The organism is Photobacterium japonica, from assembly GCF_050337005.1.
In the GTDB taxonomy this organism is placed as follows: Bacteria; Pseudomonadota; Gammaproteobacteria; order Enterobacterales; family Vibrionaceae; genus Photobacterium; species Photobacterium japonica.
Genome location: NZ_JAKJSN010000034.1, coordinates 16,260 through 36,038, shown reverse-complemented (window position 1 = coordinate 36,038; position 19,779 = coordinate 16,260). Strand labels below are relative to the sequence as shown.

The following is a 19,779-nucleotide window of genomic DNA, read 5'->3' as shown; positions in this document are numbered from 1 at the left end:
CGACTATCACTGTGCAGTGATGGCCGCCGATACTGGACAGAAAGCGAGTGAGTAAGAAAGCTACTGCGTAAGTAGCCACTTAGCATTATCTTCATCAATGACGAGGCCATTGACCCACCCGCCACGCAAGGCACTCAACGTTGGCACCTGCTTTTCACGCCCTCCTGCTACCAAAATTCTGGCATTAGAACAGCGGCGAATATCATAGCTCGTAATACGATCGTTAATTTCATGGTTAACGACTTGCCCTTGTGTGTCAATAAATCGCCCTAAAATCTCCCCTGCGGCTCCTGCTTGTAACAACGCATCGCCTTGTTCGCGAGAGATAAAGCCATCCTTGATGATAGGGCTGTCCTCACCGAGAGCACCGACCCCCACAAAAATCACATCCGACGCATCCGCTTTCGCTGTAACGTTATGGTACAACGCGTTGTCACACCACAAAGCGTGATCTTCAAGGCTGCGGGAATAGCGCGGAGCGGGCCATTGATAGTATTTGGCTTTCACTCGACGGGCTAAGATTAACGGCACATCATCATAATAGTTACACTGTCCATCCATCGCCATCGCGCTGATCAGTGCCACGCACTGCATCGCCGTGTCAGCGGTGGGTTGAAAATGTTCCACGGCTTTTTTCAGGGTCATCCCCGAACCAATCCCGATACTGTGGACAGCATTGATCCCAACACATTGCGCCATCATTTGTGCGCCGCCAAACGCGACATTACGGACCATGTCCTCTTCTCGACTGGCTGGTACAACAAGGCAATGTGTAAGCTGGTATTTGGCTTTTATTAACTCAGCGTAATCAAGACATGTCGCAATCGGGTGATGGATACCTACCGTGATCACCCCTTCATCCTTAGCGGCAGCAATGAGTCGTTGTACTACTGGTCGAGAGACCCCTAATTCAGCGGCGATTTCATTCTGATTTTGACCCCCAATGTAATACATCCAAGCCGCACGGATCATAAATTCAGACTTTGCGTAACTTTCGCTCACTCACTACCTCTTGCTGTCATGACTTAAATACCCACCCTCGCTAGACAGCAAGAGCATCAACAATTGTCGCTTTAATTCGTCAGGCTCGCAATCACTATGCATGGCCATTTCTGGCGCCATTTTCCCTTTCGAGGCCACACAATAACAAGAATGTGAACAACAAGGAACAAATGACCAAATTAATATCATTTACTCTTTTGTGATCAAATACTCTTTTATTGGTCAAATGATCTATTAGTATGAGCCGCAACAACGACAATGAATGAGGACTTCACATGAACACTCCCTACACTTGGCTCCATATTGGTCTTGGCTCTTTCCACCGTGCACATCAGGCTTGGTACTTAGATCAGTTAATAAAAACTGGCGATACGGCTTGGACAATCGCGGCGGGTAATATTCGTAATGATGCTGAAGAGGTCGCGCAGACACTGGCGCAGCAAGGTGGGCAATATGTGCTGGAAACCATCAGCCCTAAAGGCGAATGCACCTATGAGACGATCAATGCCATTTCAAAAATTTTGCCTTGGCAGCCAGATCTCTCCCCTCTGATCCATGAAGGGGCCAAAGCAACGACCAAAGTGATCGCATTTACTGTCACTGAAGGCGGCTACTACCTCGATACCCAATACCGTTTGGATACGCAGCACACCGCCATTCAAGCGGATCTGGCTGGCGATCACCAAACGATCTACGGCACGATTGCTAAGATCCTTCACTTACGTATGCAGCAACAATCCGGTGCTGTGACGCTGTTGAACTGCGATAACCTTCGCCATAACGGCGAGCGTTTTTACGCGGGATTAGTGGAGTTTCTGACACGACAAGGAAACAACGAACTCTTAACGTGGGTGAGCCAGCACGTTGCTAGCCCTAACACGATGGTTGATCGTATTACCCCGCGCCCTACTGCCGATCTGCCGGCGCGCATCAAAGAAAAAACCGGCATCACTGATAACGCACCGGTAATGGGTGAAACCTTTATTCAATGGGTGGTTGAAGATGCATTCGCAGACGTACGCCCTCCGTTGGAAAACGTCGGCGTTGAAATGGTCGACTCTGTAATTCCTTACGAAGAAGCCAAAATTCGCCTGTTAAATGCCCCACATGCTTGCATTGCGTGGTTGGGTACCTTGTTGGGCTACCAATTTATTCATGAAAGTACCCTCGACGAAGTCATCTACCGTATTGCCCATGATTATGCGACCCAAGATGTGCTGCCTTGTTTGGGGGAAAACGGTATTGATTTGCCAACTTACAGGGACGTTGTGCTTGAACGCTTTACCAACCCTTATATCGAAGACACCAATCAGCGTGTTGCCGCCGATGGTTTTTCGAAGATCCCTGCGATGATCACACCGACCCTCATTGAGTGTTATCAGCGCGGCGCGACCCCGCATGCGACAGCCATGTTCCCTGCGGTCTTCTATGTGTATATGGAACGCTGGCATTTTGGTGAACTGCCTTACACCTACCAAGATGGCATTCTGGATGCGCAAGCTGTGCATGACATGTTCAATGCTGCTGACCCTATTCATGAATATGCATCCAATGCGGCACTCTTTGGCGAACTGGCGAGCAATCCTGATTTTGAATCATTGCTGCGTAACAAAATTCACGCCGCTTACAACCTCGTCAAATAAGGGATCATCATGTATTTAGGGATTGATTTAGGGACATCAGAAATAAAAGCCTTGGTCATTGATGAGCAAGGACACACCGTCACTAGCCACAGTGTGCCGTTGACGATTCAACGACCGCATCCTCATTGGTCAGAACAAGCACCGGAAGCATGGTGGGACGCGACAAATACACTCATCAATACCTTACGTGCACAATGTGGGGAACACTGGTCAACCATCAAAAGTATTGGGCTATCCGGGCAAATGCACGGCGCTGTCTTGCTGGGAGACAATGACCATGTCTTACGTCCTGCAATTTTATGGAATGACACGCGTAGCCATGCCGAATGCCATGTTTTAGAGCAGATGGCCCCCATGTTGCCTGCCATCACTGGCAACTTGGCGATGCCCGGTTTTACGGCGCCAAAACTGCTTTGGGTCAAAGAACATGAACCGGCGATTTTTGCCCAAACAAGCACGGTATTACTCCCGAAAGATTACCTACGCTTCAAAATGACGGGACAAAAAATCTCTGACATGTCGGATTCTGCTGGCACCTTATGGCTGGATGTCGAACGACGCGATTGGTCAGACGATGTGCTTGATAAATGCGGCTTGAACCGATCACACATGCCAACCCTTGTGGAAGGCAGTGACGCCTCTGCAACCTTGTCGGCAGATATCGCGGCGGCTTGGGGACTGAACACATCGGTTATCGTTGCCGGTGGTGGCGGTGATAATGCCGTTAGTGCCATTGGTGTGGGGGCAATTCATCCGGGCGATGCCTTTATTTCATTAGGCACATCAGGCGTGCTCTTTGTAGTGAATGAGTGCTATCAACCTGCACCTGAGTCCGCTGTACATACGTTTTGTCATGCGTTACCCAACCGCTGGCACCAGATGAGTGTCATGCTCAGTGCCGCCAGTTGTTTGCAATGGTACTGCCGCATTATTGGCGTTTCGGAAGCTGATTTGCTCACGGAAATTGAGCAATTAACACCAGAACAGAAAGCCTCGGCACCCTTGTTTCTGCCTTATTTATCGGGGGAGCGGACACCGCATAATGATCCCAATGCAACAGGCGCTTTCCATGGCTTAACTCACCATGCCAATCGGGCGATATTGGGGTATGCCGTCATAGAAGGCGTGGGATTTGGCATTGCCGATGGGCTCCATGCCTTGAAGGCCAGCGGGACTGAAATCACACAATGTTCATTGGTCGGTGGCGGGGCACGCAGTGCATTCTGGGCGCAGCTTTTAGCTGACATCCTTCAGGTACACATCGTCACCCATAAAGGCGGTGAAACCGGCGGCGCATTAGGGGCGGCACGTTTGGCCTGCCTCGCCACAGGAAAAAGTGAAGCTGACGTCTGCCATAAGCCTGACATCCATAACATTCATGAAAGCAGCCTAAGTGCACAAGACACACTGCAATCGCGATATCACACATTCCAAACTCTTTACCGAACCGATCTCGCACGACGAAACGGCTAAACAACCGACATCAATCGGGTATCTGGATAGAAATAAAGAGAGACAGGTACCCGTACTTTCTCACCCTACACATCGAGAAATACAATGGAAAAGACCAATAAACAATGGCTCGGATTGCCACTCAATCTCATCTGGGGCTATATTGCTATTGCCATCTTTATGACTGGTGATGGCTTTGAACTCGCCTTTCTGTCTCGCTATATCACCGAATTGGGATTCACCCCTGCACAAGCCTCCATGGCATTCACACTCTATGGTTTGGCGGCGGCATTAGCGGCGTGGGTCTCTGGCGTTGTGGCAGAAATCATTACCCCACAGAAAACCATGAAAATAGGTGTTGCACTGTGGTGCCTATTCCATGTGCTTTTTTTAATCTTCGGCCTTGGCGGGGCTGATTACGCCATGATCCTGCTTTTTTATGGGCTACGCGGCTTAGCCTACCCTCTATTTTTATACTCGTTCATTGTGGTCATCATTCACAATGTACCCAGCGACAAAGTCAGCTCTGCACTGGGCTGGTTCTGGACCGTTTACTCCATCGGAATTGGCGTCGCGGGCAGCTACATTCCGAGCTTCACGATTCCTATGTTGGGGGAAATGGGCACCCTATGGTTATCACTGGCATTCTGTGCGGCAGGTGGCCTGATTGCGATGATCGCACTGCGCAATGTTAAAACACCGACCCACATGCAATCATTAACCACCAAAGAAAAATTCACGGAATTAAGTCGTGCCGTGACACTCCTCTATACCAACCGCAATATTTTGATGTCGAGCTTCATCCGCATCATCAATACCCTTTCGCTGTTTGGCTTTGCCGTGATCATGCCCATGATGTTTGTCGATGAACTGGGTTTCACCACTTCCGAATGGTTGCAAATCTGGGCGGTATTCTTCTTTGCGACGATTTTTTCCAATGTGTTCTGGGGAATTGTGGGCGAGAAGATGGGCTGGATAAAAGTGGTGCGCTGGTTTGGTTGTATCGGTATGGCGCTATCAAGCTTGGCGTTCTATTACATCCCACAGCACTTTGGCGATAACTTCGCCATGGCATTGATACCGGCTATTGCGCTGGGTATCTTTGTGGCGGCCTTTGTGCCTATGGCAGCGGTCTTTCCTGCCCTCGAGCCAAACCATAAAGGCGCCGCGATTTCGGTCTATAACTTGTCGGCTGGCCTGTCTAATTTCTTGGCTCCTGCCATTGCCGTCGTCTTGCTACCGCATTTCAGCACCATCGGGGTCGTTATTGCTTATACCGTGCTTTACCTCGTTGCTTTTGTCTTAACCTTTTTCATTCAAGTTAAACAACCAGGGTTTGACACCACAGAAGCAGAACCACAAGTTGCGCTGTCGTCCTAATCGCGTTTCAACGATCAATGATCATAAAAAAACCGCCAGCATTGGCGGTTTTTCTTAACTATCTCTCACGCATTAGCATCATCGCATACTCACTCCCCTTGCTTCACCACGATCAATGCATCGGTATCAAAGCCGCGTGCTTTTGCCATCGAGACAAATTTTTCCATCACAGTTGGATCAACCGTTGGGGTGCGCGCGAGTAGCCACAGGTACTCGGTAGAAGGGCCTGAAACAAAGGCGTATTGGTAGCCTTCGTGGTCAAGTTCAAACACCACATACGCGCCATAGAAAGGGCCAAAGAACGAGACTTTTAGGTAGCCTTCATCGGCACCATTAACGAAATAGGCTTTGCCTTCAGCTTGCTGCCAGGCATTTTCTTCTGCCGAGAAGCCTCGGTTAATGACCCGAACACCACCGTCATCACGCAGGCTGTATTCTGCGGTGACTTGGGTTAACCCACGCTCAAAAGAGTGATCTAAACGGGCAATTTCATACCACTTGCCCAAGTAGCGGTTGAGCTCAAAATTGGACACGGGCGTGACGGTGTCCGGCATACCGGTACACCCCGTGAGCCACAGCAGACTGAACAAGAAGAAAAGCTTTTTCATACGACATCCTTGTGTTGAAAGCCCAAACAATCAGGCATTTACATCATGGCAACATCACACCATAACCTATCAGATAAGTATAGTTTTATCAGTTAGATAAAAGCTCGCTCATCTGCGAGATCTACCTTTATTTATCAATCATAAATGCGACACACAATAGATAAGCCATATCAGGCAATACTGTCGCACCATCGGATATGATAGTGATCGTGACACTCAACTTATCGAAGTACGAAAAAACCATGATCCCCCCTGTCTGCTGTCTTTGCCACACGGGCTACCATGATGAACCGCCGGGATGCGCGGGAGAGTTCGTCAAATTCAAAGACTATCAAGCCGTTAATGAGGTTGATGCTGATACTGGTGCATTCAGACTGAATGAGCCGAGTGGCTATCGGTATTATTGTTCTCGCCACCTTCCCCATGCTATCTCGCTCTCGCACAAAACGGCGGAAGAAGCGTTTGATGAACTGCAAAGCCTGTTTGCTGACGAGATAGCGCAAGATAGGCACATCGAGAAAGTCAGGCAAGCTAATCAGCCGCTGTCTTTATGGCAACGCATGAAGGGGGTCATAGGACGTTAACGTATTCGCTCACGTACGGTCTAACTCAATGTTCAAGCTGAAAGCGCACCGCGACATTTTCGCCTTCTGTCGTATTGGCACTGCGGAACTCATGCCGCCACGAAAACTCTACGAGCAACAGGCGGTTGTCCAGCTGTGTTTGATAGCTCAACACCGGCCCAATCGCAAGGCTGCGCGCTTTGTCTGTGTCTGCGGTTGCGCCTCGGCCACTGTCATCCGTGATTTGCTGGAACGCCTCACCCGTTAGACCAATACCGGTAAGCCCCCCCAGCAACAAGGCATGCTGCACAAACGTAGCGCTCAGGCGGGCAACATCGCCGCTGTCATAATCGGTGGCGGAATTGGGGGCGTTAAACCCCAAACTGGCATGTATGTTAAACGCCTGGCCAGTGACAGGTTGATGGTAACTCAGTGCCAACAAGGGTTCGACACTCCAATAATTTGTGCCCGTATTAGCGAGCCTATCGGCGTCATAATGGCCGGTCGGGGCATACACCGACAACTGTAAGTTTGTTTGCCAATGGTCAGACACAGCATACGCAAACATCGCGGGGGTCAGCACCATATCGCCCACGCCATCCGCGCGATCTTTTGCACTGCCTTTTGCTTTGTCCATCGCAGCAGCGCCCTGCACTTCTCTGCTCATCACCACATAGGGTAACCGCACTGCCATGGCATACGACCAACGCTCGGGTAATGTCCAATCTGGCCGCCATGTTGCGCCCAGTGCAAACACATCCGCCTGCGTCGTGATAGAATGACCGTCGGCATGCATCATTTCGCCTTGATAATCAATGGCCTCCAACCGTACTTGCCATGCCGGCGTCTTCGGCACCGTAATCTCGCTTGATAATCGCCATCGCAGCAGATCGCTCACGCCCTCGGCGGCCTTCACTGGCATGAGACTCAACAAACACATTCCCAGTGTCACCCCTGACAAACGGTAGCGCCATGCTCGCCCTTTATGATCTTGCTCTGTCATTCCCGCTCCCTCACGCTTCACCGTTGCACCGCTATTAACTGATTACAAAATAGACACTGTGTAGGTTAGTCGACAATGAACACATTGCTCGTAAAGAGTTGATTGATAATATCGGCCGAGGACGAGCCCGCCTCCAAGCCCAAACCGGCAACATCCACGTTTTCTAACACAATACCCTGTGTACCCGATGGGTTGCCGCCGCTGACGGTGGTGAGATCCAACCGTAAGCTGTCTGTGCTCTCGACGCTGGCGGTGATGTTATCGAGCAGGCGATCTAAATCGCTGCTGCCGTCATCCGGTAAAATTTCGGCGATATTGAGCTGATCCAGCCCCACTTCCATGTCTTTGACGGTGTCGGTCACGCTGGTGCCTGCGCCGCCCACATCGCCCGCCTGCCACACAAAGGTATCGGCCACGCCGTCTCCGGTGCCATTGCGGGTACCGCCCCACAAGGTATCGTTACCCGCCCCACCAAACAGTTGATCGCTGCCTGCGCCGCCCACCAGAATGTCATCGCCCAAGCCACCAAACAGCCGTTCGTTGCCGTCTGCACCAATCACCAAATTGTCGCCGTCGGAATCCCCCTCGCCCACCGCGTTGCCCGTCTCGGCCAGGTTATCCATCCGCACATTGATAATTAACGCGGTCGATTCGGCCTGACTGCCGTCACTTTCCTGCGAAATCGCCACCACGGTGAGCGGATTGCTGCCTTGGGGCAAATTGGCAATGAACAGATCATCCAACTGCGCAACAGGCACTTGCCAACTGCCGCCGCCCAAGTCTGTGCCCACCTCATTGCCGCTGGCATTGACCAAACGGCCTGCGCCCAAGTCCCGCACTTCCACCAGCAAGGTTTCATCCGCATCGGCTGCCGTGACGGCCAAGCCCAACAGCGGCACCAATACCCCCAGCGCCGCGCGGGTATCGGCCATTTGTAGCACCGTCAGCTCCAGTGTCGGCGGTTCCGGTTTGGGCGTCACGGTCACATTGATGGTGGTGGTTGCTTGCTGCGGCCCGCCGGAACCCACGTTGCCGTTATCATTGGCGACCACGGTGATCACGTCGTCCCCTTTGAAATCCGGCGCGCCCTGATACGTCACTCCGCTGGCGAGCAAAGTGTTAATCGCAGCCAAATCGCCACTCAGTGTCACGTTGCCGCTGCCGTTATCGGTAATGGTCACGCCCGTGGTATCGCTGACGGTTAACGTGCCGTTGTTGGCACTCAAGGTCACGGTCATCACGCCGGTGCTGCCCGCTTCGTTAAAGTCCACGTCACTCACGCTCAAACCAGTGATCACCAAGGCGGTGTCTTCTTCCACGGTTTGATCGCCAATGGTCGGCAGCACCGGTGCGTCATTAACCGGGTTGACGGTGATCGGCACGCTATCGCTGTCTTCTAAGGGGCCACCGATGCCGGTATTGCCTTGGTCATTGGTGGTCATTTGCAGGGTGTCGCTGCCATTAAAATTGGCGTTGGGTTGATAATTTACCCCCGCCGTCAGCAAGGTAGTGAGGTTCGCCAGTGATCCTTCCAGTACCAAGGTGCCTGTGCCGTCTCCTGTGACGGTGATACCTGTCGTCGGAGCACCCGAAGGCACCGACAGCACACCGTTGTTGACCACCAGCGTGACCGTCATGGTACCGACCGACACCTCGTCCACATCCACATCGCTGATGCGCAGGGTGTTAATCAGCAATACCGCATCTTCGTCCGTGGTTAATGAGGCTGGCACCGTATTCACCGGCGCATCATTCACCGCTTCAATGTCTAGCGTGATGGTCTGAAACACCGCTAATGCATCGGTCGCCACATTGCCGTTGTCCACCGCCCGAATCGCCAAGTTCAGTTCCCCGTTCCAGTTATTGCTGTTGGCGTTGCCCGGAATAAAGGTCAGTGAAGCCAGTTGCGAGGCCTCGACCGTCACCAGCCACACGCCGCCCCCTTGGTTCACGGCCGTCCCCGTCACGCCAGCAGGCAAGGCAATTTGGCTGGAATCCGGCACGTTGCTGATTTCTACCTGCAAAGTCTCTGGCGGGTTCTCTGTCACATTGCCCGCTGTGCCGGTGTAGCTGTTGGCATCATCCAGCGCTTCAATATTGAGCACCAGTTCAATGGCCTGATCTTCGGTGCCCGAGGCCGTCGGCGTAATGTCGGTATCCACCCCGTCGGCGATCGGATTCACTTGCACCGTAAACGTCGCGCTGTTTTCTTCCGGCAACTCCAAACTGTCTTCTTTGGAAAACACCACAATGCCCAGCTCTACCGAACCACTGAAATCTTTAGGTGAAATCAGCCCTAGTCCCGCCAAATCAAACGAACTGCTGCCCGCAGGCACCGACACACTCCACTCGCCGCCGCCGTTATTAGCCGCACCATCTATGATGAAACCTTCCGGCACATTGACGATTTTCAGCGACAGTATCGACTCGGAGCCATCCACATCTACCACTTCACCGCGAATGCCGCTAAAGCTGATCGGCCCGCTGTCTTCGTCGCCTACGATGGGCGTGTCGATACCCACAAAACTGACCTCATCATTGACCGCAATCACCTCAAAGCTGATGCTGCCGTCAAAGGTCGCGGTATCGGTTTGCGTGACCGCGCCCGGGGTTTGATCGTACTCGGCGGTATCAACAATGGTCAGTGCGACCCCCAGTTCAATATCGCCACTGAAATCTTCCGGTGGCCGATATCGAATATCTGCCAACTGGCTGGGATCGGTGATGGTCAAGGTGGTCACAGGGGTACCATCGACGGTGAGGAAAGTGCCGCCCTGACTGCCCACCGTCAACACCGCTTGCGAAATGGTTTCCAGCCCCGCTAAGGTTGTGGTGCTAATGTCGGCCACGCTGGCGGTGACATCCAAAATGATGATGCCGTCTTCATAAGCAATATCGGGGTAAATCACCTGTGGGGTATCGCCTTCAATCGGTTGGCGATCCGCATCCAAGCCTTGGGTTTCCACCACGGTCAGGCCGATTTCCGGTGCCCGGTTGGGATCGCCCGTGCGACTCGGCACATCCACCACCGGATCAATGCGCACCTCAATGGTGTCGGTCACTTCTTTTACATCCCCGCTGGAAATATCGGTATTGACGTATTTCACATCCAGCAGAAAATCACCGGCAAAATCTTGCGGCAGGTTGAGCGTGATACCGGAAAAATCAATCGCACCGTCTGTGGGCACGGCCAGTTTCAGGACGTATTCATTGGTGACGAAATTGAAATCCATACCGGAAATCGACGCGCCAGATGGCAAACTGGCTGCGCTGATCACCAGTGAGAATTCATCATTAAGCTGATCGTTACCAGACGTATCCAGCGACACAATGCCATTCAAATAATTGGCTAAATTGACGGCGTTATCTTCTGTACCCGTAAGGATCACATCCTGCTGCACCACAATCGACGCCGCCACATCCAGATTCAGTGCATCCCCCTGAAAATCAATCGTCAAGGTACTGTTGACCACCACCACGACACTCGGCTCGGTATCGTCACTGCGATCTTGCACTTCAGCGGCTAACGCCACGTCAACGGTGCCTTCAAAGCCTTGCGGCGCTAAGATCTGAATCGTATCGAGACTGCCTTGCGGCACCGTCCAGCTGCCGTCACCATTGTTAATACCGCCGATGACGACAAAATCGATAGACGGATCCGGAAAGGTAATGACAATCGACTGAATGACTTCATCACTGCTCGGGTCGAGATCTTCAAACACAATCTGACCGTCAGAGCCTGCCGCACCGGTCAAATCCAGGTTACCATCGGTCGAGACAATGCTCTCAACAAACTCCGGCTGACCTTGGTCATTGATGATTTGCACGCCCAGTTCGGCATCCGGCTCTACCACCGCGCGGATGATGACGCTCAACGTCCCGTTTACCACCTTAGTATCTGACGCAGGCGAGTCCACATCGTTCTCTTCTACTGTCACCTGCGTGGTGATCGCCGTCGGCCCCGTAAGGTTGAGATCCGAATCTTCCGGCGCCAGCAATTGCAGTTGCGCGCCCGCCAACAATTGGGCCAACTGCGCCGCATCAATCACCACTGAGCCGCTGCCGTCCACCACCAGCGGGGTAATTGTGCCGCCATCATTGATCCGCAGCTGATAACCCGGCTGAATATTACCCACCGTCAGGCCAGTAATGACTTCTTTGCTGTCGGTAAGGGTCGGCTGCCAATTGAGGGTAATGAATTGATCTTCCAGCCCGTTACTCTGGCGCGAATAGTCTTCCACATCCACCACTGGCTCAATCTTGATGATCAACTGCAATTCAAATTCACCCTGATCGCCATCGTTCTCGGTCACGATCACATTGGCATCCAACACGATATCTTGCGTGCTGTTTTCCGGTGGACGAATGGTAATGGCGACCGGTTGTCCCGGGCTGCCAATGTCTTCACCGCTGAGTTTGACTTCATAGCGCGGCAAGCCGGTGGCCGGATCAAAGCCGACAAACACCAAGGTTTGCTCATTGCCTTCCGCATCGAAAATACGGGTGCCTTCCGGAATATTGGAAATCACAAACGTCAGGGTTTCGGATTCATCCAACGGCGCATTGACCTTTTCGCCCGAGACCAAAGTGAAATCCAGCACCGCATCGCCATCTTCTTTGATGGTGGTTTCCAACGCAGGCGGTGACGCCCCGCTTACCACCGCCCAATTGGTGCCATCGACTTCAAAATCCGGCTCGTCGACTACCCCGGTTAAAGCGATTTCGATGAACTGTGCTGCCGTCACAAACTCATCTTCCACGGTTTGGGTACTGCCGTCTTCCAGCGTGATATCAACCACGTCTTTCACCACGCCTTCGACCTTGATGCGAAAATCCACATTGCTTTCAGGCACCGGAATGAGCTGCACCTGATCGAGGTCTTCAAACAGAATTTCGTACACCCCGTTACTGTCCGGTGTCAGTACCGTGCCGTTTTGCACCAAGGTGGCGCCAGCGGGTAATTCCGACAGGCGCACATACAGGGTTTCGACGCCGAAATCGTCACCGGTGTCGTCCAATTCAGTCAGGGTAATCAGCGGCGCCAAGGCGATAGGTTCGTCTTCTAAGCCACTGTCTCGACGTACTTTAAGCTGGGCTTCATCGGCCACGGGCAGCACGTTCACCAGCAGGTTTTCGATCGTTTGCGCGGTTTCATTGCCGGGCACAAAATGGCCTTGCTCGCGGCTTTGTGCAGTGAGTGTCAGGCGAATATCGCCACTGAAATTGTCTATCGGATCCAACGCCACACTGCTGGCGGCTGACACGGGCACTTCAAACACCCCGGGCGAGACTTCGGTGATCCCCTCACCGACAATCTGACCTTCCCCTTGAGTGATGGTGATGAAATAGGTCAGCACTTCAGAGCCGTCGGTATCTTTCAGCGCGGCTTGGAAGGACTCGGCAAGGCTGATATTGGGGCCGTCTTCTTCCCCGTTGCCGTAATACACCACGGTTTCAGGTGCAAAAATCGGCGGATCGGCAATGCCCAGAATGTCCACGGTCAAGGTGCCAGACTGCAACGGGTGATCCACCCCATCGGCGGTGATTATCTGCGCGGTGACCGTAAAATCGATCTTATTACCCGGTTCGGCAAAGGTGGAATAGTCTTCATCCCCGACAAAAGTGACGCCTTGCAACTGGAACACACCGTCGCCATCCGGATCGGTAAAGGCGGTCGCGGGGATCAAGACTTGCGCGGGCGAAGAACCCGCCACCGGGGTGAGCAGCGTGCCGTTGAGATAAAAGTCACCGTGCGGCTCAGCAGGTAAAATAATGAACACCTCGCCGATTTGCTCGTTTCGATCCCCGTCACCGATATCTATCGACATAGTAATCGGCAAGCCTTGGGTGGGATCGGCAATCGTGCCATCCGCGTCCCGCCCCTGATCTTCTTCGCCATTGGCTGGCAGCACCACCAGCTCGGGCTCTTCATCGGTAATAGTGATGGTCAGCGTGCTTTGGCTGGTGTCGTTATCGCCGTCCGTCACCTCAAAATCCACGTTCACCACAATGGGGGCGCCGCCGTGATCCACATTCGGCAACGAGGTAAAAAACACATTCCCTTCCGGCGAAATAAACAACTGCCCTAACAGTTGTCCGTCCTGATTCACATCGAACGGGAAAAAGCCCTGCGGGTTGGGTGTGCCGGTTAAGGTTTGTCGCTCACCATTGATGATCACAGCGGTCACGGCGGCATCGTCCGCTCCTTCCTCACGCTCAGTCAGCACATCAAGCGTTGGTGTAGTGTTGCCTTCTTCCACCGCCGGAAACGCTGTGTCTTCAGTTTGTGGCACATCGTCATCTACCGTGATCAGCAAATTCACCGGCGCACTCAAATCCCCATCCTGATCTTGCGCTTGTACCGCAAAATCCATCGTCAATTGGGTATCGTTCTGGGGCTGCACATGATCCAACGCGCCCAACAAGGTGAAGGTGTAACTGCCATCGGCCCGCAACACTAACGTGAAAATCGGCACGCCATTGACCTGCCCGTCATAACGCTGTGAGGTAGCGGTACTGGCGGCGCTGTTGAACACCAACAACACCTGCGTGCCCCCCGCCGTCAGCGTGCCTGCATTGGCGGTGTTAAAGGCAGCGACATCCACCTGATAGGCAATGATGGCGTCCGATCCGGTATTGAATGACAACTGGCCAGACGCGGTTTGTTCTGTGCCGGACGGGTTGGATCCGGGATGGAAATTGCCGCCGGTATCAATGTCGCTTTCTTTGACCAGTAACGGGGGAATACCGTTGATCACCGGATCCACCCCATCGGTAATGGTGGTGGTGATCAACGCCGGTGTGGTCAGGCTGTCGCCATCGGTATCCTGCACTTGCACCGGCAAATCAAACACAATGGTGTCATTGAGCTGGCGTACTAAGCCGGTATCGTTGGTGCCATTATGATCCAACGGCGAAAACTGCGTCACGACGGTGGTGATATCCACCTGCTGACCGTCGCTGTTTTGGGTGGCCGTCAGTACCGCCGTCAAGACTACTTCGCCGCCTCCCTCTCCCGTGGCCGTGAGCGTTAATGTGCCGACGCCGCTGTTGCCATTGGGTGAAGTTGCCCACGTAGCGACAACCGCATTGCCGCCAGCGGTCACTTCGGCAGCAAATTCATTGAGTAAGTTGGCGATCTGTACAGGATCGAGCGCGATCGTGACAGGGTTAAGACGATCCACGCCCGCCGCAATCGTGATCTGGCTACTGCCGGAGACCGGATAGCCCACGGTCGGCGGTGACGGTGACAAATCCCCTTCGGTAAAGGCAATCGCTGCCGTGTTGCCGCCCGCCGGATCAGTACCATCGGTAATGGTGACGGTGATCACGCCTTGCGCGGTGTCGCCGTCACGATCGTCCACCGTGACATTGAGTGCCAGCGTATTGAGATTATCGATGGGTTGGTCCAACGGTTGCGACTGCGTGACGCTGTAACTGCCATCAATGCCGATCGTGATGGTCAGCACCACAATGTTCGGTTGATCCGCCCGCACCACGGTAATTTGCCCACCGCTTCCCACACTGGATACCGTTACAGAGGTGGCAAAGCCGTTGCTGGTCAGGCCGGTTAAGCTGGGCTGCGAGGGCGAGAAGAACACCGCCACCACATCATCACTGCCGCCCACCACTGCAATGGTGCCATTGCCTGTCGCGTTCCCGTCATCCCCCTCATTCAGCGCCACACCGGAATCGTCACCGAAAGCGGGATCATCACCATCGGTGATCGTCAAAGTGATTTGGCCTGTATTGGTGTCGCCGTCATCGTCCGTCACCACCACGTCCAGCGGTAACGTAATGGTGTCGCCGTTGAGATGATCCAAGTTGTTAAGCAATGTCAGGGTGTACGATCCCTCAGGCGTGATCACCACGGTCAGCACCGGCACACGCGTGCCGTTCTGTTCAATAAAGCCATTCAGGGTGTTGCCCCCGACAACCTCGGTTTGGACTGGTAGCCCATCACTGAACAGATCCTCAAACGCCGATTGTTCGACCACAAACGTAATGGCCGCCACGGCATCGCTACCGACATTCACTTCAATCTGGCCGTTCAAGGTGACATTCAAATCCGCCGTTTCGTTGGCGCTAATGCCGGTGTCAGTCAGTAATTGCGGGATCGGCCCATCGACACTGGTGGCCGTCACCGAAACAGGCGTCGTCAATACATCGCCATCCGTATCCTGCGCTTGTACGGGCAGGCGCAACACGATTTGATCACCATTTACCGTGACAAAGCCGGTGTTGTTACCATTGATATTGTGGTCGAGTGGTGCACGTTGCTCCCACGTGAGCGTCAAGTCAACATCCTGCCCATTACTGGCTTGTGTCGCCGTCAGTGTCAGGGAAACCACTTCTGTGCCATTGGCTAACGCACCGGATAACAAGCCACTAGCCGGATCATAGCTGAACGTCAGTGCCGCACCGCCAGCGGTAATTTCCGCATTCAGCTCTGCGAGGATCGCCGCGACTTCCGTTGGGGTGATTTGCACGCTCTCAGGCAGTAAGCGATCCGAGCCAGCGGTGAGCACATCGCTTTGCGTGGCAGTAGCGGGATAATCACTGTTGCCTGCCTCATTGACCAAATCCGGCTCCACCAAGGCTACCGCGACGGTATTGCCCCCCGCTGGATCATCCCCATCGGTAACAGTGACAGTAATTTCACCAGCAGCCTGATCGCCATCGTTGTCGGTGATCACCACGTTCACAGGCAGCGGAATACTGTTTGAGTCGGGATCGGTGCCGGTGTGATCCAAGGTGCCGAGCAACACCACATCAAACTGGCCGCTGGCATTGATGCTCACCGTCAGCACCGCATTGCCCGCACCGTCTTCCAAGCGCAGTGCTGAATCGGCCGGATCCCCCGCCGACACCCAGCTCAAGGCATTGCCGTCACTGGTGGCAGACACCGCAGGCTGATCGGCTGCAAACAACAAAGACGCGATCGCATCACTGCCCACGTCAATGCCAATGGTGCCACTGACCGTTTGGTTGGCATCTTGCGTTTCATTAACGGTAACGCCCGCCCCTTCGCCCAAGGCAGGTAAGGCCCCATCATTGATGGTGACGGCCACGGTTGAAGCCGACAGCAAGTTATCGCCGTCGCTGTCGGTGGCCATGACGGGCACAGTAAAGGTCATCGCATCGGTATTGCTGGTGAAATACGGCGAGGTGGCGATATCAAGGTGATCCAGCGGCAAGAATTGCGTGGTCACGAACGTGACTTGCACATCATTGATGGACGTGGTTGTGCTATCTGCCGCCTGTGCAGGAAGAGCTTGTGTCGCAGAGAGTGTCATGGTCAGCACCGGCGTACCATTTTGCAGTTCCACACTCAGCATGCCGGTCGCGGCATCAAAGGTGACGGTCACAGGTTGACCACCGGAAGTGATGTTGTTTTGCCAATCGGCTATCAAGGCATTGAGTTGGGCAGGATCGAGCGTGACGGATTCGGGCAACAAGCGATCGGCACCCGCTGTGATCACCCATTGGGTAGAGACGGTACTGGGATACCCGCTGGCATTGCTGTTTCCGTCGGGATCAGGGGCCGGATCCGGCTCCACATTGAGCGCTGTCGCGGTTTCTCCGCCGCTCGGATCCGCCCCGTCAATCAAGGTCAGGGTGATTTGGCTTTCGCTGCTGTCACCATCGTTATCGGTCACTCGCACGGTCACAGGTAACAACACCTGATTGGTATCGACCGGTTGATCAAACGCATCAGTCATCACCACGGTATAGGTGCCGTTTTCGGCTATCGTCACCGTAAGAATGGCCTGTGCAGGAGTGCCTGGATTGGGAGAGCCGGATTCCTGTGAGAACAGCGTCAGTGTGTTGTCATCGACCTGATACGTGACGGGCCGGCCGTTGCTGGTCAGGCTCGCGACCACCGCCGCCAAGGCATCATTATCAACAAACACCACGCTGTCGATGGCATCACTGCCAATGTCGACCGGTATCGTGCCAGTGGCCGAACTGATCGGCGGACTCTCGCCACCACTACCGCTGCCTGACACATTATCCGGGTCGGTAATGCTTGCGCCGGAATCATCCCCAAACGCAGGGATCACGCCATCATTGATGGTCAGGGTAACAACCACCGGATCATCAAGGAAATCCCCATCGGTATCATTGGCTTGTATCGGTACGGTGATAACAATTTGCTCGCCATTCACCTGTACAAAGCCGCTGCTGTTGCCGGACCCGCCACTTGAACCACCGGAAAGATGATCAAGGGGTAATAACTGCGTCAATGTGGTGGTCACCACCAAATCTTGCCCATTCGTTCCTTGTACGGCTTCCACGGTGATCTGCACGGCGACATCACCGTTTGCCAAGCGGCCAATTAATACCCCTGTGGCCGAGTCATAGGTAAAGGTAAGCGGCTGCTGACCGGAACCCACTTCACGAGTCAGCTCGGCCAATAATGTCGCCAACTGTTGCGTATCAATGGTGACCGTATCGGGATCGAGGCGGTCAATACCGGCGGTGACATCAATGACAACCGTGCCAATGGCAGGATAGGCATTGGGGACTAAATCCGGCTCGATGATGGTGATTTCGCCGGTTTCGCCTCCCGGTGGGCTATTGCCATCAATGGTGATCACCACTAACTGGCCCTCGGCACTGTCGCCGTCAAAATCGGTGGCGATGACACCCAATTCCAGCACTAAATTGGCGCGCACGAGCTGGTCAATGGGCTGAAACAAGGTGGCGACATAACTGCCATCCGTCGCGATCGTGACAGTGAGTACCTGCTCACCACGGCTGTCCACCAGCAACAACTGGTTGCCAGTGACCAGCACCGTGGTCGTAAAGCCATTACTGGTCAGCCCGTCTAAATCCGGTTGTGCGGGACGAAACACAAACGTATCAATCGCGTCACTGCCGAGATCGAGCGGAATACTTCCCGATACGGGGACCCCCAAGAAATCCGCCTCATCAATCACGGTACCGGTGTCTGTCCCCAATTGCGGATCAAAACCATCCAAGATATTCACCGCCACCGACACTGGGGTATCAAACGGGTTACCGGCTAAATCGGTGCCTTGCAGCGGCAATTCCACGGTTAGGGTATCGTTGCCAATGTGATCAATCGGTTGAGAGAGCACGGTGGTCACGGTAATGGTGACATCCCGCCCTGCCCCTTCAGCTTGCACGGAAAACGTCACGACAGGGCTGCCTGCATTACCCACCTCCGAGTCAGACGCCAACACGCCGACAATGGCATTGCTGGCCGCATCAAAGGTGAACGTGACCGCCTGCCCGCTGGAGGTAATGGTCTGATTCAGTGTGGCGAGCAATGCCGGTAATGCACTGGCCGCAAAGGTGATGGAACTGGGATCGAGCGGTAATGAGCCAGCACTGACTATGACGCTGGTACTGGCCTCGGACGGATAGGTGTTAGGGTCCAAATCCCCTTCGGTGAGCTGCATGGCCCCGCTTTCACCGCCAGCAGGCGCAAACAAGGGCGGAATGTCATCATCACTGACACGGGCAGCAGGCGTATATTGGGTATCAAAGCCGGCCTCGGCTAACGTAGCATCCCCGTCATAGGCTATCACCACAAAGCCACCGTTGGCGGTTTCGCCGCCGGCTGCTCCGCCAGCACCACCGCCCGGTAGACCCGCCGCCGGTGCAGCTAACAGCTCAGTCGGGTCACCGCCAGCCAACAGTAAGGCTTCCAATGCGTCCAGATCCACCTCAGCCAGCGCACCACTTTGCAGATCATAGGGGATGGAATCCAACTCACTGACCAGCAAGGCTTCCGCATCAAATGCCGCTTGTTCGCGGGCAGAGGGCGCCACCAATACACAGGTCGGGCACGGCCAATCCATCAGCATCGGCTCCCCATTCACCATCAAGACATACTTGGCTTGTGCGTCTGTAATGATAATGCGATCGCTGGACAGGGTAATAAACGGCGACGCTTGGACTGCTTCAGGGTCAGGACGGTCAGAGGCAACCGACCTCGTGTTCGGCGCCGTGACCGCCAACACGCGACCATCGGGTTGCGGCAGGTAAACCACTCCGCTCTCCACCTGCAGAGTGAGTGATGATGAAGACGCATCCTTGTTGTCGACAACGGTATGTGTGAGCGATGAAAGCAAATCAGCCATAGCGCGTCTCGTGAC

General features: G+C 53.9%; 8 protein-coding genes. 4 read left to right on the top strand and 4 right to left on the bottom strand.

Going from position 1 to position 19,779, the window contains the following annotated elements:
* Window positions 1-60: 60 nt before the first annotated feature.
* The gene (locus L4C36_RS14250; protein WP_428478466.1) at window positions 61-1,002 is read right to left on the bottom strand and encodes a sugar-binding transcriptional regulator; all 942 of its coding nucleotides are present in this window, start codon (window positions 1,000-1,002) and stop codon (window positions 61-63) included.
* A 275-nt stretch (window positions 1,003-1,277) separates the two neighbouring features.
* Here L4C36_RS14250 and dalD point away from each other — a divergent pair, with 275 nt between their 5' ends.
* From dalD to L4C36_RS14235, 3 genes are all read left to right on the top strand, one after another.
* Window positions 1,278-2,645, top strand: coding sequence for a D-arabinitol 4-dehydrogenase (dalD, locus tag L4C36_RS14245; RefSeq protein WP_428478465.1), 1,368 nt, complete (start codon window positions 1,278-1,280; stop codon window positions 2,643-2,645).
* Window positions 2,646-2,654: 9 nt separating this feature from the next.
* Window positions 2,655-4,118 carry a xylulokinase gene (gene xylB, locus L4C36_RS14240; RefSeq protein ID WP_428478464.1) on the top strand — a complete coding sequence of 488 codons (1,464 nt, stop codon included), beginning with the start codon at window positions 2,655-2,657 and terminating at the stop codon, window positions 4,116-4,118.
* 84 nt (window positions 4,119-4,202) lie between these two features.
* Window positions 4,203-5,477, top strand: coding sequence for an MFS transporter (locus tag L4C36_RS14235; protein ID WP_428478463.1), 1,275 nt, complete (start codon window positions 4,203-4,205; stop codon window positions 5,475-5,477).
* A gap of 89 nt (window positions 5,478-5,566) precedes the next feature.
* Here the strand turns inward: L4C36_RS14235 and L4C36_RS14230 are convergent, their stop codons facing one another.
* A complete protein-coding gene (locus tag L4C36_RS14230; protein WP_428478462.1) occupies window positions 5,567-6,085 on the bottom strand; it encodes a lipocalin family protein in 519 nt (172 codons plus the stop codon).
* Between the two features lie 203 nt (window positions 6,086-6,288).
* Here L4C36_RS14230 and L4C36_RS14225 point away from each other — a divergent pair, with 203 nt between their 5' ends.
* Window positions 6,289-6,669, top strand: coding sequence for a hypothetical protein (locus L4C36_RS14225; protein ID WP_428478461.1), 381 nt, complete (start codon window positions 6,289-6,291; stop codon window positions 6,667-6,669).
* Window positions 6,670-6,694: 25 nt separating this feature from the next.
* Here the strand turns inward: L4C36_RS14225 and L4C36_RS14220 are convergent, their stop codons facing one another.
* Entirely contained in the window at window positions 6,695-7,651 is a 957-nt protein-coding gene (locus tag L4C36_RS14220; protein WP_428478460.1) for a SphA family protein, read from the bottom strand.
* A gap of 65 nt (window positions 7,652-7,716) precedes the next feature.
* Window positions 7,717-19,764 carry a retention module-containing protein gene (locus L4C36_RS14215; protein WP_428478459.1) on the bottom strand — a complete coding sequence of 4,016 codons (12,048 nt, stop codon included), beginning with the start codon at window positions 19,762-19,764 and terminating at the stop codon, window positions 7,717-7,719.
* Window positions 19,765-19,779 lie beyond the last annotated feature (15 nt).